Origin of the sequence: Azospirillum thiophilum (genome assembly GCF_001305595.1) — a bacterium.
In the GTDB taxonomy this organism is placed as follows: domain Bacteria; phylum Pseudomonadota; class Alphaproteobacteria; order Azospirillales; family Azospirillaceae; genus Azospirillum; species Azospirillum thiophilum.
The window spans coordinates 917,441-938,475 of record NZ_CP012401.1 but is presented as its reverse complement, the minus strand read 5'-3'; the positions used below and the strand labels follow the sequence as shown (position 1 = coordinate 938,475).

Annotated in this window: 19 protein-coding genes; 7 read left to right on the top strand and 12 right to left on the bottom strand. The window is 70.3% G+C overall.

What is annotated here, in order from left to right; genetic code table 11:
• Positions 1-27: 27 nt before the first annotated feature.
• Together AL072_RS04220 and AL072_RS04215 are read right to left on the bottom strand one after the other, a co-directional pair.
• Positions 28-900, bottom strand: coding sequence for a cytochrome c (locus AL072_RS04220; RefSeq protein ID WP_082108860.1), 873 nt, complete (start codon positions 898-900; stop codon positions 28-30).
• On the bottom strand, positions 897-1,793 hold the full coding sequence (locus AL072_RS04215; RefSeq protein ID WP_052709945.1) for a thermonuclease family protein: 897 nt from the start codon (positions 1,791-1,793) through the stop codon (positions 897-899). The genes AL072_RS04220 and AL072_RS04215 overlap by 4 nt, the downstream gene beginning before the upstream one ends.
• Before the next feature lie 53 nt (positions 1,794-1,846).
• Here AL072_RS04215 and AL072_RS04210 point away from each other — a divergent pair, with 53 nt between their 5' ends.
• Both AL072_RS04210 and AL072_RS04205 read left to right on the top strand, forming a co-directional pair.
• On the top strand, positions 1,847-3,337 hold the full coding sequence (locus AL072_RS04210; RefSeq protein ID WP_045581383.1) for a M48 family metalloprotease: 1,491 nt from the start codon (positions 1,847-1,849) through the stop codon (positions 3,335-3,337).
• A 185-nt stretch (positions 3,338-3,522) separates the two neighbouring features.
• On the top strand, positions 3,523-5,472 hold the full coding sequence (locus AL072_RS04205) for an adenylate/guanylate cyclase domain-containing protein (protein ID WP_245636754.1): 1,950 nt from the start codon (positions 3,523-3,525) through the stop codon (positions 5,470-5,472).
• 91 nt (positions 5,473-5,563) lie between these two features.
• Here AL072_RS04205 and cobT read toward each other — a convergent pair whose 3' ends face one another.
• From cobT to AL072_RS04190, 3 genes are all read right to left on the bottom strand, one after another.
• On the bottom strand, positions 5,564-7,435 hold the full coding sequence (cobT, locus tag AL072_RS04200; RefSeq protein ID WP_045581384.1) for a cobaltochelatase subunit CobT: 1,872 nt from the start codon (positions 7,433-7,435) through the stop codon (positions 5,564-5,566).
• 193 nt (positions 7,436-7,628) lie between these two features.
• The gene (gene cobS, locus AL072_RS04195; protein ID WP_045581385.1) at positions 7,629-8,633 is read right to left on the bottom strand and encodes a cobaltochelatase subunit CobS; all 1,005 of its coding nucleotides are present in this window, start codon (positions 8,631-8,633) and stop codon (positions 7,629-7,631) included.
• A gap of 74 nt (positions 8,634-8,707) precedes the next feature.
• Positions 8,708-9,292 carry a J domain-containing protein gene (locus AL072_RS04190; protein ID WP_045581386.1) on the bottom strand — a complete coding sequence of 195 codons (585 nt, stop codon included), beginning with the start codon at positions 9,290-9,292 and terminating at the stop codon, positions 8,708-8,710.
• Positions 9,293-9,499: 207 nt separating this feature from the next.
• Between AL072_RS04190 and AL072_RS04185 the strand changes: the two genes are divergently transcribed.
• A complete protein-coding gene (locus AL072_RS04185) occupies positions 9,500-9,775 on the top strand; it encodes a BolA family protein (RefSeq protein WP_045581387.1) in 276 nt (91 codons plus the stop codon).
• Between the two features lie 254 nt (positions 9,776-10,029).
• Positions 10,030-10,503 (top strand): ribbon-helix-helix domain-containing protein, encoded by a 474-nt coding sequence (locus tag AL072_RS04180; protein WP_245636752.1) that lies wholly within the window; start codon positions 10,030-10,032, stop codon positions 10,501-10,503.
• A gap of 53 nt (positions 10,504-10,556) precedes the next feature.
• Here AL072_RS04180 and AL072_RS04175 read toward each other — a convergent pair whose 3' ends face one another.
• The 5 genes from AL072_RS04175 to AL072_RS04155 form a co-directional block, all read right to left on the bottom strand.
• Positions 10,557-11,186, bottom strand: a complete 630-nt coding sequence (locus AL072_RS04175) for a DUF2889 domain-containing protein (protein WP_045581389.1) — start codon at positions 11,184-11,186, stop codon at positions 10,557-10,559.
• Positions 11,187-11,323: 137 nt separating this feature from the next.
• Positions 11,324-11,785: a CBS domain-containing protein gene (locus AL072_RS04170; protein WP_045581390.1), complete on the bottom strand. Its 462-nt coding sequence runs from the start codon at positions 11,783-11,785 to the stop codon at positions 11,324-11,326.
• 167 nt (positions 11,786-11,952) lie between these two features.
• Positions 11,953-12,447, bottom strand: a complete 495-nt coding sequence (locus AL072_RS04165) for an SRPBCC family protein (protein ID WP_045581391.1) — start codon at positions 12,445-12,447, stop codon at positions 11,953-11,955.
• A 115-nt stretch (positions 12,448-12,562) separates the two neighbouring features.
• On the bottom strand, positions 12,563-13,708 hold the full coding sequence (aroB, locus tag AL072_RS04160) for a 3-dehydroquinate synthase (protein WP_045581392.1): 1,146 nt from the start codon (positions 13,706-13,708) through the stop codon (positions 12,563-12,565).
• Positions 13,709-13,792: 84 nt separating this feature from the next.
• Positions 13,793-14,437 (bottom strand): shikimate kinase, encoded by a 645-nt coding sequence (locus AL072_RS04155; protein WP_082108861.1) that lies wholly within the window; start codon positions 14,435-14,437, stop codon positions 13,793-13,795.
• A 393-nt stretch (positions 14,438-14,830) separates the two neighbouring features.
• Between AL072_RS04155 and AL072_RS34150 the strand changes: the two genes are divergently transcribed.
• The 3 genes from AL072_RS34150 (at position 14,831) to AL072_RS04145 (ending at position 18,018) form a co-directional block, all read left to right on the top strand.
• Positions 14,831-14,971 carry a hypothetical protein gene (locus tag AL072_RS34150; protein WP_245636751.1) on the top strand — a complete coding sequence of 47 codons (141 nt, stop codon included), beginning with the start codon at positions 14,831-14,833 and terminating at the stop codon, positions 14,969-14,971.
• Positions 14,952-16,937: a hypothetical protein gene (locus AL072_RS04150; RefSeq protein WP_045581393.1), complete on the top strand. Its 1,986-nt coding sequence runs from the start codon at positions 14,952-14,954 to the stop codon at positions 16,935-16,937. Before AL072_RS34150 ends, AL072_RS04150 begins: the two co-directional genes overlap by 20 nt.
• A 79-nt stretch (positions 16,938-17,016) precedes the next feature.
• Positions 17,017-18,018 carry a site-specific tyrosine recombinase XerD gene (locus AL072_RS04145; protein WP_060721711.1) on the top strand — a complete coding sequence of 334 codons (1,002 nt, stop codon included), beginning with the start codon at positions 17,017-17,019 and terminating at the stop codon, positions 18,016-18,018.
• Positions 18,019-18,179: 161 nt separating this feature from the next.
• Here the strand turns inward: AL072_RS04145 and AL072_RS04140 are convergent, their stop codons facing one another.
• Together AL072_RS04140 and AL072_RS04135 are read right to left on the bottom strand one after the other, a co-directional pair.
• Positions 18,180-18,491 carry a polyhydroxyalkanoic acid system family protein gene (locus tag AL072_RS04140; RefSeq protein ID WP_045581394.1) on the bottom strand — a complete coding sequence of 104 codons (312 nt, stop codon included), beginning with the start codon at positions 18,489-18,491 and terminating at the stop codon, positions 18,180-18,182.
• Positions 18,492-18,595: 104 nt separating this feature from the next.
• Positions 18,596-20,926 (bottom strand): PAS domain-containing sensor histidine kinase, encoded by a 2,331-nt coding sequence (locus AL072_RS04135; protein WP_245636750.1) that lies wholly within the window; start codon positions 20,924-20,926, stop codon positions 18,596-18,598.
• Positions 20,927-21,035 lie beyond the last annotated feature (109 nt).

The following is a 21,035-nucleotide window of genomic DNA, read 5'->3' as shown; positions in this document are numbered from 1 at the left end:
TCGTCATGCGAGGGGGCGAATGCCCCTTCACATGCTCTTCCGTCCGGCCATATGTCCCAGATAGGCGATGACGCGGTCCAGGTCGGCATCGTTCAGCATCGCCGGATCGAAGGCCGGCATCTGCTGGCCGGGCCATGTCCGGACGGACCGCGGGTCGCGGATCAGCCGCTTCAGTCCGGCGGGCGTGAGGTATTCGGTCGGGTTCATCGGCCGGTTCAGGTCCGGGCCCATCGTGGCGCTGCCGGCGCCGTTCAGGGTATGGCAGGCCATGCACTGGGTGAGGAACACCGCCTGCCCGGCCCGGGCGGGCGAGTCGGCGGCCAGTCCCGGCTCGACCGCCAGCTGCGGCCAGCGCCGGAGGGGATCGTCCGAGCCGACGATGCGGGCCAGCTGGTAGGGCCATTGCTCGCTGCGCACCCCCGAGGCCTCCGGCCGCACCCACACCAGATAGAAGGGACCGGCGGACACCTCCTTGCCCGGAAGGTTGGGCCAGGGCTGTTCGGCCGGCTCCACCGCCAGGAAGGCGACGGCGCCGTCGGGACCGGTGCGCAGGCACAGCGCCGGCGGCAACTGCGCGGTGAAGCCATCCGACGCCACGCCCTCAAGCACGGCACCCGCAGGGAAGTCGGCAGTGCCCAACAGGCTGGCGAGCGGCACGGCGCGGTAGCGCATCGGCCGGCCATAGGACACGTCGGCGGGGATGTCGACGCTCACCGCGTCGGGCCGGGCCAGCAGGGTATCGCGGTCGAAGACCCGTTCCGTTCCGGCGACGGCGATCGTCAGCTCCGGCCCTCCGGCCAGTGCCGGACAGATCCACAAGGCGGCGAGCAGAAGGGACAGGGTGGCGGGCAGGCATCCGGCCATTCGCCCGGCCATGCATCCGATCGACAGCTTCATCATTCAGATTCATCCTCCGGTTCGTCGTCCGCTTCGTCCTCGTCCCACAGGCCGTCGCCGTCGGGCCTCGGCGGGGTGGCGGACGGTTGCCCGCGTTCCAGCCTTTCGATCTGCTCGGGGTGGGTGATCTCGATCATCGGCCCGTTGCGCAGCGTGATCCAGCCCCGCACGCGAACCCGCCGCCCCTCGAAGGAAAGCGGGTCGATGCCGGCACGGGTAACCTCGCGCATGGCGGTGCGGCCGATATGGACGGTGACGTCGCTGCGCCAGTCGGCGCCGAAGTCCAGATAGGTCTCGCCGCCACTTTTGGAGACGGCCAGAACGATCCCCTCCACCAGCTGGAAGCCGTCGCGGTCGCGGACCAGGGTCTCCGGATCGGCGGCGTCGCGCACGGCGTAGACCCGGCTGCGCCACATCCCGCGCCCGGCATCGCGCGCCTCCTCCTCCCCCGCCAGCAGTTCGGCGGCGTAGGCGCGGGAGTCCGGGCGGGTGTGGACGCGGGCAAGACCGCGCACCAGCAGCGCCGATTGCAGCCAAAGCCCGTCGTCCCGCACCAGATGGGCGAGCAGCCGGCCATGCCGGTCGACCGGCGCCGGCCCATGCAGCACGACGCGGCGGCCGAGCGCCAGATCGGCCAGTGCCGCCGTCGCCGCCTCCGCCAGCGGCCAGCCGCGGGCGTCGCCTGGATTGGTAAGGGAATTGGCGCTGCGTGGCGGCTTGGCCGCCTCGATCCCGGCCAGCCGGACGCGGCGGCCGTCCTCCAGTTCCAGCGTGTCGCCGTCCAGCACCGCGCTGACGCGCAACGGCTCCGCCGTGGCGCCGCCGACCGGCGGAAGCCCGCACATCAGCAGGGCCGTTAGCAGCAGGCGCGGAAGCGGAAGCAGGGCAATTCGCATGGAGAGGCACGGCCCTCGCGGAACATCCGCCGTCGGGCGGGGTTTTGTCCGGTATGCCGACCTATGCCCGCTTCCGCAAGCCGTTCCCGTCCGACCTGGCCCGAACCGCCCTGGCCGTCCTGTGGCTGGCCGTGGCCGCCCCCGCCCTGACCGCTCCCGCCCCGGCTTCGGCCGGGCTGCTGGATACCGTGTTGTCCGGTGGCGACGAGGCGTCGCTGGGCGCGCAGGAGCATCCCAAGATCCTGGCCCAGTTCGGCGGCGCCGTGAAGGACGCCCGGCTGCAGGGCTATGTCGCGGAGCTCGGCCGCAAGCTGGCATCCACCACCGCCCGGGCGCGCGATCCCTGGACCTTCACCGTGCTGGACAGCGACGTGGTCAACGCCTTCGCCCTGCCCGGCGGCTACGTCTATGTCACCCGCGGGCTGCTGGCGCTGGCGAAGGACGAGGCGGAGGTGGCCGGCGTGCTGGCGCACGAGATCGGCCACGTCACCGCCCGCCACTCCGCCCAGCGCCAGACGAGGCAGACCCTCGCCGGGCTGCTTGCCGCCGGGGTGGGGGTGGTTTTCGGCAGCGACACGCTGGCGCAGATCGCCGGGCTGGGCGGCACCGCGATGGTTGCCGGCTACTCGCGCGAGCAGGAGCTGGAGGCCGACCAACTCGGCGTCGACACCCTGCGCCGTACTGGCTACGATCCCTTCGCCATGGCGACCTTCCTGGAAACCCTGCGGCGCGACGGCCAGTATCAGGGCCTGCGCGCGGGCGGCAAGGGAGAGGGCGGCTTCGATTTCTTCGCCAGCCATCCGCAGACCGAAGACCGCGTCCGCCGCGCCGCCGATCTGGCCCGCGCCATGCCGCCGGGGGGCGCCCGACCGCGCGAACCCTATCTGGCGGCCGTCGATGGCATGATCTATGGCGACAGTCCGGAGAACGGCTATGTCCGCGACCGGACTTTCGCCCACCCGCAATTGGGCATCGCCTTCACCGTGCCGAAGGGCTATGCGCTGCTGAACGGGGCGGAGCAGGTGATCGCCAAGGGGACGAACGGCACCGCCATGGCCTTTGACGGCGGATCGGCGGCCGGTGTGCCCGACCCTGCCGCCTTCCTGAGCGATGTCTGGGGCAAGGGCGCCACGCTGGGCAATCTCCAGCGCATCACCATCGGCGGCATGCCCGCGGCGACCGCCACGACCCGCGGCGAAGCCGAGGGCGAAAGCACCGACATCCGGCTGGTCGCGATCCGCGCGCCGGATGGGCGGATGTACCGCTTCACCTTTCTGGCGCCCGCCGGATCCCTGTCTCGTTTCGATGCCGATTTCCAGGCGGCGGCCAACAGCTTCCACCGGCTGACCGCCGAGGAAGCCGCGCGCTACCGCCCCCGCCGCATCCAGCTGGCGACGGTACGGCCCGGCGACGGCGTGGCGGGCTTCGTCCGCCGCATGCCGCAGGAACCCTATGCCGAAGAATTGTTCCGGATCATCAATGACCTGCCGCCCGGCACACCGCTGGAGCCCGGCCGCCGGGTGAAGGTTATCGTCGGAGAATAGCGGCGGCGGAAGCCCGGGCCGATCGCCATGAAATCCATGTAAGGATACCGCCCGGCGGGTTGCCGCCGGGCGGGCGGGCGGGTAGGCTGCCGCGCATGCCCGATGCCCCTTCCGCGCACACACCGACGCTCCCGTCCGCTCCGGCGCCGGCTGCGAAGCCGGCTGGCGACGCGGGGGCGGCCCCGGTGACGCCGGCGCCGCAGTCGGCGCTGAAACCGGCGCCGAAACCGGCTGGTCGCCGCCGGCTGCGGCTGCCGATCGCCGCGGTGCTGGTCGCCGGATTCGGGTCGCTGATGCTGGCGGCGGTCGCCAGCGTCCTGGTCCTGGGGCTGGTCAGCGCCGGCACCAACACCTTCGCCCTGCTGAACGACAAGGCCGATCTGGCGCTGGCGGGGGTGGAGGTCCGGGTGCGCCACCAACTCGACCCGGCGCGGGAGATGGCGCGCTTCGTCGCCGGCCTGATCGAACGCGGCGAATTGCGGGCCGGCGACGCTACTGCGATGGGCGACACGCTGCGCGGGGCGCTGGCCGGCGCCCCCGACGTCACCGGCCTGGCCTTCATCCGGCCCGACCTGACGGGCGTGCAGGTCGGCCGGCTGAACGGCGACCTGTCCGTGACGGCGATCGATCTCCAGGGCGAAAGCGACGTTCCGCCGGAGGTGCTGGACGGCCCCAACCGCAGCGCGGCCAGCTGGGCCGATCCGCGCTGGCTGAAGGAGGCGCAGAACAGCTTCGTCACCCTGTATCAGCCGGTGCGGCGCGACGGCCGTTATCTGGGGCAGGTGGCGGTCGGCGTGTCGCTGGGCGACCTGTCGCGTTTCCTGTCGGTGCTGTATGTCGAGCAGGGGCTGAATGCCTTCGTGCTGTACGACCAGACCCATGTGCTGGCGCACCCGGCGCTGGTCGGGCGCAGCTTCGATTTCTCCAACAAGCTCGACGGGCCGCCGCTGCCGCGCATCGATCAGGTGGACGACCCGCCGCTGGCGGCGCTGTGGACCAGCGGCGTGCCGGTGCAGTCGTTGAAGAAGCGGGTGGAGGCGCGCGGCGTCAGCGTGCTCGGCAGCGATTACATGTTCCTGACCCGCAGCATGTCCGGTTACGGCCAGCAGGATTGGATCATCGGCATCGGCTATCGCGATGGCGAGATGGGCGTCGAGATCCGCCGGCTCTACATCACCGGCGCGGTCGGCTTCGCCATCCTGCTGGTGTCGGTCGGGGTCGCGCTGCTGGTCGGGCGTCGGATCAGCCGGCAGGTGGCATTGCTGGCCGAGGCTGCCGACCGCGTCCGCGCCTTCGAATTCCGCGCCATCGCCGAGCTGCCGGACTCCCGCCTGCGCGAGATGGCGCGCGCCGCCGCCGCCTTCAACGCGATGGTCGCCGGCCTGCGCTGGTTCGAGACCTATGTGCCGAAGGCGCTGGTGCTGCGCCTGATGCGCCAGCGCGAGACCGAAGGCGGCATCGCGTCGGTGCAGCGCGAGGTGACGGTGATGTTCACCGATATCCGCGGCTTTTCCCGCATGGCCGAGCATATGGCCGCCGCCGACATCGCCACCCTGCTGAACGAGCATTTCACCCTGCTCGCCGCCTGCATCGAGGCGGAAGGCGGAACGGTGGACAAGTTCATCGGCGATTCCCTGATGGCCTTCTGGGGAGCGCCCGAGGCGCAGGAGGACCATGCCGCCCGCGCGCTGCGCGCCGCCCATGCCATCCACCACGCCATCCGCGCCGACAACCGCCGCCGGGTGACCGCAGGACAGGCGCCGATCCATGTCGGCGTCGGCCTGCACAGCGGGCCGGTGGTGGTGGGCAACATCGGCTCCGACAGCCGGATCAACTACACCATCGTCGGCGATACGGTGAATGTCGCCGCCCGCATCGAGGAGCTGTCGGCCGCCCTGCAAGGCGATGCGGAGGTGATCGTGCTGACCAGCGGCGTCACCGTCGCCAAGGGCAAGGACGCCGCCCCCCTGGTCCGCCAGGGCGGCCGTTCGCTGCGCGGCCGCACCGGCATGACCGAACTCTGGCGGCTGGTGCCGGAGGACGAACGCAAGGAGGTGGTGAAGGCGGTACCGCCGGTCCTCAAGCCACCGCTTCCGGCGCCCGCCCCATCGGCCGACGCGGACTCCACGGTATAAAGTCCATAGGTAAGGATAGAGCCGGGTGTGAGGGCAGATTTATCGATAAATCATTGATAAATATAGATAACGCTCCGCCCGTATCCTTACCTTAACGCCGGCCGCGCCGGCCGCCGCGGCGGTCATCCTCGTCGAACAGCTCGGCCAGCTTGTTCATCATGGTGCCACCCAACTGCTCGGCATCGACGATGGTGACGGCGCGCCGGTAATAGCGGGTGACGTCGTGGCCGATGCCGATCGCCACCAGCTCGACCGGCGAGCGGGTCTCGATCTGGTCGATGGTCTGGCGCAGGTGACGTTCCAGATAGTTGCCGGCATTCACCGACAGGGTGGAATCGTCCACCGGCGCGCCGTCGGAGATCACCATCAGGATGCGGCGCTGTTCCGGCCGGCCGAGCAGGCGGTTGTGCGCCCATTGCAGCGCCTCGCCGTCGATGTTCTCCTTCAGGATGCCTTCGCGCAGCATCAGGCCCAGATTCTTGCGGGCCCGGCGCCAGGGCATGTCGGCGGCCTTGTAGACGATGTGGCGCAGGTCGTTCAGGCGGCCGGGATGGGGCGGCTTGCCGGCGGCGACCCAGGCCTCGCGCGCCTGGCCGCCCTTCCAGGCGCGGGTGGTGAAGCCCAGCACCTCCACCTTCACCGCGCAGCGTTCCAGCGTGCGGGCGAGGATGTCGGCGCTCATCGCGGCGATGGAGATCGGCCGGCCGCGCATGGAGCCGGAATTGTCGATCAGCAGCGACACCACCGTGTCGCGGAAGTCGGTTTCCTTCTCCGCCTTGAAGGACAGCGGCAGCACCGGGTTGGCGACGACGCGGGCCAGCCGGGCGGCGTCGAGGATGCCCTCCTCCAGATCGAAGCTCCAGGAACGCTGCTGCTTGGCCATCAGCCGGCGCTGCAGCCGGTTCGCCAGCTTGGAGATCACGCCCTGCACATGCTGCAGCTGCTGGTCCAGCAGGTGGCGCAGCCGTTCCAGCTCCGCCGGGTCGCAGAGCTCGGCGGCGTCCACCACCTCGTCATACTGGGTGGTATAGGCCTTGTAGGCGTTGGGGTCTGGCTCGTTGCGGCGGTTGAGGTCGTTGCGCCAGGGCTGGCCGGGACCGGCGGGCTCCTCCGCCCCCTCGCCCTCGCCCATCTCCGTGTCGCCTTCCTCGCCGGCGCCCTCCTCGGCGCTCTCGCCGGCCTCGGACGAGTCCTGCATCTCCGACGAGGCCATGGATTCGGAGTCGGACTGGTCCTCGTCCTGGCCGCGGGTCTGGCCGTTCTCGGGCGAATTCTCGTCCTCGGAGGACTGGGTCTGCTGGTCCTCCTCCTCTTCCTGGTCGGCCTCCTGGCCGACTTCCATGTCGAGGTCGGCCAGCAGCCGGCGGGTGGCCTTGGCGTAGGCGTCCTGGTCGCCGGCGAAGGCGGCCAGCCCCTTCATGTCCTTGCCCAGCCGTTCCTCGATCCAGGGGCGCCACAGCTCGACCGCATGGGCGGCTGCGGGCGGCGGCGCGGCGCCGGTCATCGCCTCGCGCGCCATCAGCCGCAACGCTTCGGCAAGCGGAACCTGCCCGCGATCCTCGAACCGGTCGAAGCCCTGCCGGGTGTAGCGGTCCTCCAGCGAGGCTTCCAGATTGTGGGCGATGCCGGCCATGTCGCGGCTGCCCAGCGCCTCGCACCGGGCCTGTTCCAGCGCATCGAAGGCCTGGCGCGCGGCATCGCCCAGCGGCATGCGGTGGGCATGGACAGTCGCGTCGTGATGGCGCAACCGCAACGCCACGGCATCGGCCGCCCCGCGCAGCTTGGCGACATCGACGGGATTGAGGTCGCGCGCCGGCAGCGGCACCCGAACCCGCTGGCCCGACAGCCCCGGCGGATCGGACGAGAATCCCACCTGCACCTCCGCCCGCCGGGACAGGGCGCGCACCGTGGCGGTGGTGGACCGCTTGAAGGCCTCGACGGGGGTGTCGTTCTGGGTGGTCATCGCGGGGCGTCTTTGTTCTTGGGAAGGTTACGGCGCGGTGGGCGGGATGGGCACGGCGCGGGGCATGGCTCTCGCGGGCATGCCGGGGACTTGTACCGCAGCTGCAAGCCCTGCCCGCAAAAGCCGTCCCGATCCGCGTGACTCCTTGTGTTCCGCGCCCCAACCCCAGGTGAAGGGCGGGGCGCGGGACAGGTCACACCAGGGTCGCCTGGACCCCCGTCTCCGGCAACTCGACGCCGAAGCAGCGCTGGTAGTATTCGGCCACCGTCGGCCGCTCCACCTCGTCGCACTTGTTGAGGAAGGTGATGCGGAAGGCGAAGGCGACGTCGTTGAAGATGCGCGCGTTCTCGGCCCAGGTGATGACCGTGCGCGGGCTCATCACGGTGGAGATGTCGCCGTTGATGAAGCCGGCACGGGTCAGGTCGGCCAGACGCACCATCGAGGCGACGGTGTCGCGGCCCTTGGCGTCGTCATAGGACGGAACCTTGGCCTGGACGATCTGCATCTCGGCGTCGACCGGCAGGTAGTTCAGCGTCGCCACGATGTTCCAGCGGTCCATCTGGCCCTGGTTGATCTGCTGGGTTCCGTGATACAGGCCGGTGGTGTCGCCCAGGCCGACGGTGTTCGCGGTGGCGAACAGGCGGAAGGCCGGGTGCGGGCGGATGACGCGGTTCTGGTCGAGCAGCGTCAGCTTGCCTTCCACCTCCAGCACGCGCTGGATCACGAACATCACGTCGGGACGGCCGGCGTCATACTCGTCGAACACCAGGGCGCAGGCATGCTGCAGGGCCCAGGGCAGGATGCCCTCGCGGTATTCCGTGACCTGCACGCCGTCGCGCAGCACGATGGCGTCCTTGCCCATCAGGTCGATGCGGCTGATGTGGCTGTCCAGGTTGACACGGATGCAGGGCCAGTTCAGGCGTGCCGCCACCTGCTCGATGTGGGTCGATTTGCCGGTGCCGTGATAGCCCTGGACCATGACGCGGCGGTTGTAGGCGAAGCCGGCGAGGATGGCCAGCGTCGTGTCCCGGTCGAACCGGTAGGCGCTGTCGAGGTCGGGCACATGCTCCGAGCGCTGGCTGAAGGCCGGCACCTGCATGTCGCTGTCGATGCCGAAGACCTTGCGCACCGAGACCGTCGTGTCGGGCTTGTGGTCGAACAGGGCCGAGCTGGCCTGGGTCGCTCCTTGGGAAGCCATGGGTGGTTTCTTACGTTCCAGCGAGTGTCGGTTGTCCGGCGGCCGCGGGTATGACCCGGCCCGCCAACGGGGGTTCAGGCAGCATAACAGGCTTTCAGCGTATTGTAGGCCTGATTGATTTCTTTCAGGCGTTCTTCCGCAGCCTTGTCGCCGCCATTGGCATCGGGATGGTGCATTTTCGCCAGTTCCCGATAGCGTGCCTTGATGCGCGTGAAGTCCACAGGCGGCGTCAATTCCAGAACCGCCAGCGCCTTTTCCTCCTCGGTGCGGGCGTGGTTGCGCCGGTGCGCCTTTTCCTCGTTCTTCGTCTTGCCGTTGTCGTGGCCGAATTCGAAGCTGAAGCCGTTGACCACGCGCTCGCGGATGAAGCGTTCCTGCGTGGCCCATTTGCCGAGCGGCCAGCTCGGCCGCTGCCAAGTGGTGTCGCGCCGCACCTCCTGCTCGATCTGGTCGGTGGACATGCCGGCGTAATAGTCCCAGGCACGGTTGTATTCCCGTACATGGTCAAGGCAGAACCACCAGTATTCGTTGAGGCTGCCGCGGCTTTTCGGCGCACGGTACTCGCCCGCGGCGACACACTCCGGGTGGTCGCAGACACGGGTCGCCGTGCGCGGGCCGGCATAGCTGTCGTAACTGGAGCGGGTGCGGTTCCTGGTCATCGCGCAAGTATGGGAAGAGCCGAAGCCTCTGGCAAGCGTGCCGAACCGGGCTTCCGTCATCCGCAATCCGCGGGTCGCGGCGCTTGACAGACAGGGGTCCGCCATCCTCTCCTTTCCGGGGCGGACCGTTCGGGGGAAGGGTGGCGTCCCCGCCGCCTCTCCGTCCCCGAACGCCCCCGATCGCCCTTACAGACATCGGACATCGCCATGGAATACGCCACCCGCATCCGCGAAAAGCTGACCGCCGGACTGGCTCCGGAGCGGCTGGAGATCGCCGACGAGTCGGCCCGCCATGCCGGTCATGCCGGGGCGGACGCCGCGGGAGAGACTCATTTCCATGTCACCGTCGTGTCAGCCACCTTCGCCGGCAAGTCCCGGGTGGAGCGCCAGCGGCTGGTCTATGCCCTGCTGGCCGACGAACTGCGTGAAAGGGTGCATGCCCTGGGCCTGACCACCCATGCCCCTGGCGAAGCGGGGGCCTGACGATCGTCGGCCGTCGGACGATACCCGGCAGTCGGGCGTTCGAAATAACATACATACGAATGCAATCAGTAGTAGTTTTTCCTCTTCTCCACAACATCGAAGAACGCGAGCGTGGTTGCATTTCTCGGCACGTTTAGTAGAGTGCCATATATGCAACCATTTATCGCGCCGGGGCGGACACAAACTTCGCATGTCTGCCGGCGGCTTCGTGGAAGGGGCTGCGGATGGCGAAGCGTGGGCCGAAGAAAAAGCGGGTGAACACTCCCCAGGTGGGGGTGGAACCGTTGAAGAGCCAGAACATCATGATCGGCGGGCACCGCACGAGCATGCGGCTGGAACCGTCGATGTGGGACGCTCTGGAGGACATCGGCCGTCGGGAATGCCTGACCGTCAACCGTCTCTGCACCCAGATCAAGGAACGGATCGAGGAACAGGCACGCCGCCGCGGCATCACGCCGGAGGAGACGGACGTCACGCTGACCTCCGCAGTCCGTGTCTTTATCGCCGCCTATTACCGCCGGGCCTGCACCGAAGACGGTCACATGCGCGCCGGCCATGGCGGTAGCGACCCGTTCGTCGGCACACCCTTCGAATTGCCGGCGAGATCGGACGATGCCGATACGGTGCAGTCGACCCTTCAATCCTCGGCCGAGTCCCCGGGCGTCGCCGGCAGTGCCTTCCCTTCCACCGGGCTGTCCGGCTCGCCGGACCCCCGTCCGGAGGTCTGATCCCGGCCTCCTGATCCCGCGATGGCAGCCGGTCCCGTCCGGTTGCCGCAGCCTCACTCGGCCGCTTCTTCGCGGGCCGTTCCCTCATGGAGCGCGTCGCGCTCACCGGTGTAGTGAGCGGGCCAAGTTTTCCGCACCACGTCGCCGCTGCTGTCAAAGATGTGGCACATGTTCAGCAGCACCGGCCGCTTGCCGTCGCCGCCTGCCGGCCTGCCGGCGGCCTTGGCCCGCTCGGCCGCCTCGCGGGCCAGGATCGGGTAGATCGTCTGGAAGGCGGTGGTCGCCAGCGGCCCCAGCAGCTCGACCAGATGGGTGCAGCCCTTCGGTCCGCCCAGCCGATCCTTCACCGCTCGGGTCCAGCCCGGACCGATGCGAAGCCCGACCAACTGCTGGTAGCGCGGCGTGATGGTGCCGCAGGCACGGTAGGGACTGTGCTGGGTCACCGCCTCCACCGCCTTGACGGTCAACTGGTCGTCGACGGTCAGGCGCATCCACATCTGATGGATCGGCGTTCCGGGTTCAAGCTGTCCGCGCTCCTCGGTGTGGAAGCCATAGCTCTTCACGTCGGTCAGGTGGCCTTCGATGTCCCACAGTCCGTCGGCACGCCGGAAGCCCTGGCAGGTGACGCGACGGGTGTGGATCGGCTCGCGCGCGGCGGGGGCGGACAGCGAGGTCGCGGACATTGGGCTTTCCAGTTCAGCAGGTCAGGATGGCTCACCCTGAACTATCGGCGGGGCCGGGCGCCCGGTCAACCCGACCCCGCCGCAACGCAGCGTTACCTATGGGTCAACCATCGGCCGCGGGCCGCCACCCGCCGGCTTCATCCCGCTGTCGCTTCCGCGGAATAGCCGCTGCCGAACATGTAGGCCTCGCGGCTGCGGATCTCGTCCTCCAGATGGGCGCGGACCACGGCGAACAGATCGCGGATCGACACCATGCCGACCGCTTCGCCATCCACGGCAATCGGCAAATGGCGGTAATGGTGGCGTTCCATCAGGTCGAGTGCAGCCAGTGCCGAGGCCGAGGGTTCCAGCGTGTCGGGATCGGCGGTCATCACGGCCGACAGCGGCGTCACGGCGGGGTCGAGCCCGGCGGCCACCACGCGGACGGTCATGTCGCGTTCGGTGACGATCCCCCTCAGCATCCGCCCTTCGGTGACCAGAACGGCGGCGATGCGCCGTTCGGCCATCAGCAGGGCGGCGTTCCGAACGGTGGCGTCCGGTGGCAGGCAGGACAGGTCCTGGTTCTTGATGACGTCCGGCATCAGTCGGCGTGTCGGCATGTGTCCCATCTCCCTCGTGATTGCAGGTTTTGTGGACGAACGATGCACTCGTCCGCGATGTGGCACCGCGGCATACCGATCCTGTCAGCTTGATCTGCCAATCGTCAATAGAACTGATCGTCAGTGATTTCGCCCGTATGCCAGTCCGCCCGATTTCTGCGGCGATTCTACTGAGCGGTATCCAGCCGCTTGCGCAGCCCGTCGAATCCGCTGGTATAGATGCCGGCGATGGCCTTGCGCGCCTCGGTGTCCGACGCGCCGCTGGCCTCGAAGCGGGAAGACCAGGTGATGCGGGTGGTGCCGGCGTCCACCGCGCTCAGCCGGATGGTGGAGTCGTAGTTCTTCACCGGCAGCGGCCCGCTCAGCAGTGTGTAGCGCAGGCGGTGCTTGGCGGCGGAGACGGACATCAGCCGTTCCTGGATGTCGCCGCCGCCCTTCAGGGCGATGTCGCGCTCCTGCATGCCGGCGGAGTTGCGCAGGGTGCAGCCCTCGACCGCCGGGTGCCAGTCGGCGATGGCGCAGAAGGGAGCGATCTGTTGCCACACCTGCTCGATTGGCGCCTTGATCGTCGCCTGCTCGCGGACCTCCAGTGCCAGTGCCAGGGCCGGCGCCGCCGCCAGCAGGACCGCGCCCATCGCCGCCATTCCCGATATCGCCTTCATCGTCGCCTCCCCGTTGTGCCGCGGCGGAAGGGCCGCGGCTTCGGGAAGCGAGTATGGGCCGGCAGGCGGCGCGGCGGCTATCGTGCGATAGGCTGATTGTCAGTGGTGTTCGGAGTCAGGCAGGAGTTACCGCTTCCTCCAGCACCGCACGGACGGCGGCGGCGTCGACGTCGCGGCGGGTGAAGGCGTTGCCGATGCGGTCGGCCAGGATGAAGGTGATGCGGCCGTCCTGGACCTTCTTGTCCTTGGCCATCGACCGCACCAGCCCGTCGACGTCCCAGGCGACGCCGGGGATGTCGGCCGGTCGCACCGGCAGGCCGACGCCGGCCAGATGGGCGCGGGCGCGGGCTGCATCCGCCGCCGGGCACGATCCCAGCCGGACCGACAGGTCGAAGGCCAGCACCATGCCGATCGCCACCGCTTCGCCATGCAGCAGGGTCTGGCCGAAGCCGGTCGCCGCCTCCAGCGCATGGCCGAAGGTGTGGCCCAGGTTCAGCAGCGCCCGGTCGCCGCTCTCGCGCTCGTCGACGCCGACGATGTCGGCCTTGGCGCGGCAGCTGACGGTCACCGCATGGCGGCGCGCGTCGCTGTCACCGTCGACCACGCGCCGGCCGTTCCGTTCCAGCCACGCGAAGAAGTCGGGCTGGCGGATCAGGCCGTACTTCACCACCTCGGCATAGCCGGCCAGCACCTCGCGCCGGGGCAGGGTGTCGAGCGTCGCGGTGTCGGCGATGACCAGCCGCGGCTGGTGGAAGGCGCCGACCAGGTTCTTGCCGTGCCGGCTGTTGATGCCGGTCTTGCCGCCGACCGAGCTGTCGACCTGGCTCAGCAGCGTGGTCGGCACCTGGATGAAGTCGATGCCGCGCAGCGCCGATGCCGCGGCGAAGCCGGTGATGTCGCCGATCACCCCGCCGCCCAGCGCCAGCAGCACGGTGGACCGCTCGATCCCGCGGCCCAGGATGTCGTCCATCAGCTGCTGGAAATGGCCGAAATCCTTGGTCTTCTCGCCGGCCGGCAGGATGATGGCGGGCTGGGGAGCGATCCCCGCCTCCAGCATCGCGGCATTGAGCGTGTCCAGGTGCAGCGGTGCCACGTTGGCGTCGGTCACCACGATCGGCGCCCGGCCGCGGGTGACGGCGGCGATGCGCTCGCCGGCATCCGCCAGCACGCCGTCGCCGACCAGGATGTCGTAGCTGCGGGCGCCGAGCTCCAGGCGGACGGTGTCGATGGGGGCCGGAATGGCGTCGGAGACGGAGGTCATCGGAGGATTCCGCGAAGCTGGCGTTGCAGGATCAAGGCTGGGTTGAGGCTGGATTGAGGCTGGATCAAGGGATGGACGGGTGGATCAGGGCGTTTCGGCCTTGGCGTTCCGCCCCCCGCGGTGGGGGAGCTGGATGCCGAAATGCGCTTCGAGCGCGTCGATCACCAACTCCACCGTCACGTCGGGCGGCCGTTCGTCGCTGACCACTTCCAGGTCGGCCTCGGCATAGACGGGATAGCGCTGTTCCATCAGCCGGCCCAGGATGGCGCGCGGGTCGCCCTGGTTCAGGATCGGGCGGTGGGTGCGCCGGGCGGTGCGGGCGACCAGAACGTCGAGTTCGGCGCGCAGCCACACCGACAGGCCGTGCTCGCGGATCGCGGCGCGGGTCTCCGCATCCATGAAGGCGCCGCCGCCGGTCGCCAGGATATGCACCGGCTCGTCCTTGACCAGCCGGGTGATGATGCGGCGTTCGACGGAGCGGAAGACCGGCTCGCCGTCGCGGGCGAAGATCTCGGCGATGGTGCAGCCGGCCGCGGCCTCGATCTCGGTGTCGGCGTCGCGGAAGGGCAGATGCAGGCGCGCCGCCAGCCGGCGCCCGATGGCGCTCTTGCCGGCGCCCATCAACCCGACCAGCACCACGGTGCGCGGCAGCAGCGGCTGCGCGGCTTCCGCCATCCGTGTGCCCGGAACCTGGGCCGTCATCGCTTTGCGCAGTCCCATCGCATCCATCCGATCCGCCACCCGACCCTTCACCCCGTCCACCCGCGTCCCGCCATCCGCGGGAAGCGGCCGTCATGCCGCTGCAACAGACAACACTCATACCTGCCGGAACCAAGCCGGCACAAGCGCGCCGGGCATCGCCGGCACCCGATCGCCTTGCCGGGCGGCTCCGGGAAACCCAGGAGGGCGGGTTGCGTGGCGGTCCAACCTGTGGCTACACTGCGCCACCGCCCGGCGGTGTCCCAGATCGGGCGATGTCCCAGATCGCCGGTCGCCGCCTGCGCGGCCGGGGTGCGGATGCTTTAGCAGAAAAGCCCTTGCTTGTCCCAAGCCCTGCGGTCGCCGGGCGTGGTAGCTCCGCCCCGATCCGCTGCTTTTCCGACACAACGCGTCCTTGGTGCCATGAGCCGGTTTCTTTCCATCATCGTCGTCCTGCTGTTGCTGGTGATCGCCGGCGGCATGGTCTTCCTTGCATCGTGGGACCTGCCGGCTCCATCGAATACGGTGGAGAAGGTTCTGCCCGATGAGCGCTTCCCGCGCTGAACCGGGACCGCCGCACGCCGCCGGGCTGCCGGCCGGGTCGCCGGCGGCGGGCTGGCTGGGGGCTGGCTGGCCGGGGGCTGGCTGGATTGCCGGCGGCTTGGCCATGCTCTGCTGGTCCGCCGCCGCCGGAGCCCAGGCCCTGGGTCCGCCCGTCCGGCTGACCCCCGATCCCGTCCGGCCGGAGATGGCGGCGCCCGCGTCTCCGGTCCCCGTACCGGCACGCGTGGCAGCGCCCCCCGCCGCGCCATCCGTCCCACCGGTTGCCCCGCCATCGTCCGCCCTGCCATCGTCCACTCCGCCATCGGTCGTCTCTCCGGTGGTGGCGCGGCCGGTGCCGGTCGCGCGTGAGCCGCTGGGGGCGCCCGATCCGGACGGGGCCGGCCTGCTGAGCGGCGTGCAGGGGTTGGGGGCGGAGCCCTGGCGCGGCCTCGGCCGGGCGGAGCTTCTACCGTTGATCGCCGCCCTGCCGGTCGATACCCCGTCGCCCGCCACGAAGGCGCTGGAACGCCGCCTGCTGCTGAGTGCCGGCTCGCCCGCCATCGCGACCGGCGAAGCGCCGCCGCCTCGCGGTTTCGGCGCTCTGCGCATCGAGACGCTGTCACGGATCGGCGACCCCGCCGGGGCGGCCGGTCTGGCGGCCCTGCTGCCGGCGGCGCTGGCGGCGGACGAGTCGGCGGCGCGGGCGCTGACCGATGCGGAACTGACGCGCGGCGGCCTCGATTGCCCGCGCGCCCTGGCGCGCGGCAAGGGATTTGCCTCGGACTATTGGACCAGGCTCGCCCTGTTCTGCCACGCCCGCGTCGGCAACCGCGCCGGCACCGACGAGGCGCTGGCGGCCCTGCGCAGCAGTGGTGCCCGCCGCTCCGACCCGTTCCTGATGGTGGCCGACGCGCTGGCCGGGGCCGCCCGGCCGCCGGCGCGGGCCCTCGCCCTGCAAGGCGGCGGCGACGGTCTGGCGCTGACGCTCGCCGCCATGCGGACGGCGCGGATCGCCGTGCCGCCCGACCGGCTGCCGCTGGACAATCCGCAGGCGCTGGCCGCGGTCGCCACCAACCCCTCCACCGATCCGACCACCCGCGCCGCCGCCGGGGAGCGGGCGGCGGCGGCCCTGTTCCTCGACGGCCGGCAGCTTATCGACCTCTATGTCCAGGTGCAGCCGCGCGGTGACGAGCTGTTGCGGGTGAAAGACATCGCGCAGCGCGACCGCACCGCCCGCAGCCGTGCGCTGGTCCATCAGGCGATGGCGGCGGCGATGGACGGGCAGCGGCGCGTCGGGCTGGCATCCCTGGCGGTGGAGCTGGTCGACCCGCGCCTGCGTGCCGGGCCGGTGGGCGCCGCCGCGGCCGGGCTGCTCGACACCGTGTCGCCCACCGGCGATGCCGCGGCGTTGGCTCCGGCGGCGGCACGGCTCTATTACGCACTCGGCCGGCTCGACCAGGGGCGGCGCTGGCACGATCTGGCTCTGCGCAGCGGACGGAGCGCTGACACCGCCTGGCTGTGGCCGCTGGCCGTGGTGGCGACCGGGCGCGGCGGCGACGATCCCCGCGGGCTGGCCGCATGGCTGGACGAGGCGCTGCGCGGTGCCGACACCCCTGCCCGTGCCCGCATCGCCGGCCAGCTGGCGCTGCTCCAGGCGCTGGGCGTCGCCGTGCCGGACGAGGCGTGGCTGACGGTGACGGACGGCGCCGGGCCGCCCACCGGCAGCGATGCGGGGGTCGATCCGGCGCTGTGGCAGCGCCTGGGCGACGCCGCGGCCGGCGGACGCATCGGCGAGACGGTGGTCGCCGCCCTGCTGCTGCTGGGGGAGGCCGGCCCTGCCGGGGTGCCTCCGGTGGTGACGGCGCGGGTGGCCGCCAACCTGAAGGCGGTCGGGCTGGAGGCGGACGGCCGCGCGCTCGCCCGCGAGGCGATGGCGGCGCTGGCCGGCCCCGCCGTCGCCACCGCTCCGGCGGCAAGCCCGCCTTGAAGCCCGCCATGAATCCCGCCAACAAGCTTGGCATGAACTCGAGTCCGGGGAGCCTGTCGACATCATGAGCGGATCGGGCATGGCCGTAAAACGCGCAGCCAAGCGCCGGGGCCGGCCGTGCAAGCCACGACCGGTCGCCACCTCGCCGCATCTCGACGCCTTCCTCGACATGCTGACGGCGGAGCGCGGCGCGGCGGTCAACACGCGGCTGGCCTATGAGCGCGACCTCGCCGATCTCGGCCGCTGGCTGGCGCAGCGCGGCGTGCCGCTGGAGGCGGCGGGGACCGAGGATCTGAGGGCCTATCTGGCGGTGCAGGGCAAGGACGGTGCCCCCCGCACCGTGGCGCGGCGGCTGTCGGCGATGCGGCAGTTCTACCGCTTCCTGTTGTCGGAGGGCCGGCGGGCCGACGATCCGGCCTCCCCCCTCGACAGCCCCAAGCAGGGCCGGCCGCTGCCCAAGATCCTGACGGAGGCGGAGGTCGGCGCCATGCTGGCCACCGCCGAGGAGCGCGGCGGGCCGGAGGGGCTGCGGCTGGTCGCGCTGCTGGAGGTGCTGTACGCCACCGGCCTGCGCGTGTCGGAACTGGTCGGCCTGCCGATGACCGCCATCATGCGCGACGGCCGCGGCCTGCTGGTGCGCGGCAAGGGCGGCAAGGATCGGATGGTCCCGCTGTCCGACCCGGCGCTGGCGGCGCTTGCCGCCTACATTCCGTTTCGCGGTCACTTCATCCCGCCTGTTGCGGGGGCGGATGCCGGGCACAGCCCCTTCCTGTTCCCGTCACGCATCTCCGCCGAAGGGCACCTGACGCGCCAGCGCTTCGCGCAGCTGCTGAAGCAGCTCGCCATCGACGCCGGCATCGACCCGGAAAAGGTCAGCCCCCACGTCCTGCGCCATGCCTTCGCCACCCATCTGCTGGACCATGGCGCCGACCTGCGCTCCGTCCAGATGATGCTGGGGCATGCCGATATCGCCACGACGCAGATCTACACCCATGTGGTGACGGAACGGCTGAAGCGGGTCATGCACGACCATCACCCGCTCGCCCGCCGCAAGCCGGAGGAGCCGTCGTCGGGGGATTGAGGACGCCCAGGTAAGGATGATGGGGAGAACGGCGTCGAATGCATCTGCCAGACTCTCCCGTCCAGTGAAGAGTATGGAAAATTATCGTTCCATATTAATTACTTAATAAAATGCCTGCGCGATCCGGGATGGAGTGAGGGATGGGGCGAGGCCCTCCATCCTTACTTCTTCTCCAGCATCATCGTGCCCTGGCGGGTCACCTTGTTCCTGATCTTGTCGGCCAGCAGGGCCAGCGCCCAGGGCAGCTGGACCTCCATCTCGACGCTGTCGTCCAGCACGTCGATATGACCGGCGATGGTCTGGGCCAGCGCCACGACGCGGAAATCCAGACGGTCGCCGGTCCAGCTGTCGTCGATGCTGGTCGCGACGGCACCGAGGCGGGCCCGGACCTCGCCCATGCCGTCGACCAGCCGGCGCCTTGCCTCCGCCCGGCCGAGCGAGTGGGGGATCGACAGGGTCAGGGGCTTCGTCATCGTCGGCAGCTCCGCAGGGCACGGGGTCGGGTGGGACAGGGATAACGCGGGCGGCGGGAATTGGGTTCCGCCGGCGCCCACCCCTAAACCCCCGCCCTGCCCGCTCAGGCCCGCACCCCGTTGACCGGCGCGCGCACCGGCATGACGCAACGGACATGGGCGCCGCGATAGATGCCGGGTCCGCCGGTCTCGTCCAGCTCCAGCCGGCCGCCATGCAGCTCCATCACGTTGCGGGCCAGCGAGATGCCCAGGGCCGCCGCGCCATGCGGGTCGGCATCCGGGGCGGCGGCACCGCTGACCGACAGGGTGACGCTGCCGTTCAGCCTTTCGCCGGCCAGGCGGATGCGCCGGTCCGGCGGCGGGTTGCGGATGGCGCCGACCACCAGCGTGAACAGCGCCTGTTTCAGCCGCTTGCCGTCGCCCTCGATCTCGCCCAGCGCCTCGGGAGCCACGACCTCCATGCGCAACCCTTCGCGCCGCGCCCATTCGCGGGTCAGCCCGGCAACCGAGTCGAGCAGGTCAGGTAGGTTGACTGCTCCGCGGTCGAGCGTGGTCACCCCGGCGCCCAGGCTGGTCAGGTCGACCACGTCGTCGATCAGCTCCAGCAGGCGCTGCCCGGCCGCCAGCATGCTGCGGACATACTCCATCTGCCGCGGGTTCAACTCGCCGAAATACTGGTTCGCCAGCACCTCGGCGAAGCCGATGATGCCGTTCAGCGGGGTGCGCAGATGGTGGGAAACATTGGCGATGAACTCGCTCTTCAACTGGTCGGCGGCCTCCAGCGCTGCGTTGGAGGCGCGCAGCGCCGTCTCCAGCCGGGCGCCGTCGGTGACGTCCAGGTAGCTGTTCAGCACCGCCCCGTCCGGGAGCGGCAGGGTGGAGAACTCCACCACCGACCCGTCACTGCGCTCCACCCGGCCGGAACGGACGCTGCGTTCCAGCGTGGCGCCGATCAGCTCCTCCTTCAGCGCGTCCCAGATGGAGGCGGAGTTCGCGGTGCCGTCGGCCGGGGTGCCGGCCGGTGCGCCTGTCGCGGCGCCGGCCGTTTCGCCCGACCGCTCGGGCGGTGGGCTCTCCAGCAGCGGGCGCATGCGTTCGATCACGTCGGCGATGTGCGGCTCGCCGTACAGGTCGCCGTCGGCCAGATCCCAGATGCGGGCGAAGGCCGGGTTGGACAGCTTCAGCCGGCCGTCGCCGCCGAACACCGCGATGCCCTCCGCCAGATTGTCCAGCGTCTCCTGCTGCACCGCCATCAGCGTGTTGTAGGAGGATTCCAGCGCCAGCGTGTTGGTGACGTCCTCCAGGATGGTGATCAGCCCGCCCTGCGGATGGGGGGCGGCCAGATGGCGCAGGGTGGTGCCGTCGGGTAGATGCAGCATCTCCTCCAGCGGCTCCACCAGATGGGTGTAGCGGGTCAGCCGCTCGCGCTTGAAGGTCTGGTAGTCGGCATATTCCGGCAGGCGGCGGCGGGCGCGCAGTTCCTCCAGCAGCTCGGCGTTGGTCGGCTCGCCGCGCAGCCACGCCTCGTCCAGGTCCCACAGGCGGGCATAGGCTTGGTTGAAAAAGGTCAGCCGGGTGTCGGGCCCGAAGATGGCGATGGCGGTGCCCAGCCGTTCCAGCACCTCGGCATGGGCGGTCAAATGGCGGTCCAGCTCGCCGCGCAACTCCTCCAGCGGGGTGAGGTCCATGGCATAGCCGACCACCAGCGTGCCGCCGCCGTCGGTCAGCGGCAGCGGCGCCTCGGTCACCTCCAGCATGCGACGTTCGGTACCGATCACCACCGGGGTGCGGTCGGACTGGGCGAAGCCGCCGCTGCGCGCCCGTTCGGCCAGAGACGGGCCGGCGGCGGTCAGCTCCCGTCCCTCCGCCACCACGCCGTCGGGATCGCCGTCGACGGCGCGGGCATAGGCGCGGTTGCACCAGGACAGGCGTAAGGACCGGTCGCGCATCCACATCGGGATCGGCAGGGCGTCTGCCGCCGCCTGCAACTCGGCGAGGCGGGAGCGGGCGGCGCCCGTCTCCTTCTCCTGCCGGCGGGTTGCGCTGCGGGCGGCGTCGTGCGCGGCGGTGACGTCCTCGATCCAGACGACGTCGCAGCGCTCGGCCCCGGCGGAGCCGCGCCGGCCGGTCAGGACGAGCCGCCGCCCGTCGCGCGCCGATGCCTCGCATCGGAAGGGCTCGCCATCGCGGCGCAGGCGGGCAAGGGCGGAAGCGAATTCGGGTGTCGGCAGGGCGGTGGCCAGTTCGTCGGCCGTGGCGATGCCGATCAGGGATGCCGCCTGGTCCGACAGCAGGGCCTCGCCCGAGCCGTTCCAGGCGCACCAGGGATGGGGGGCAGCGGCCAGAAGCGCCCGCCAGCGGTCGCGGTCTGCGGCTGCATGATCGGCCTCGCGCCGGGTTTCCTTGTTCCAAAAGAAGCCAGCGAAACCGACCACGCTTTCCACCCCCCGGGGCCGGGACCAGCGCTATGCGGATGGTCCGGCCGAATCTATCGAAATGAGTCAAGAGGCGCAGAGTAGTTCACCCGTCCTCCACCGACAAGCA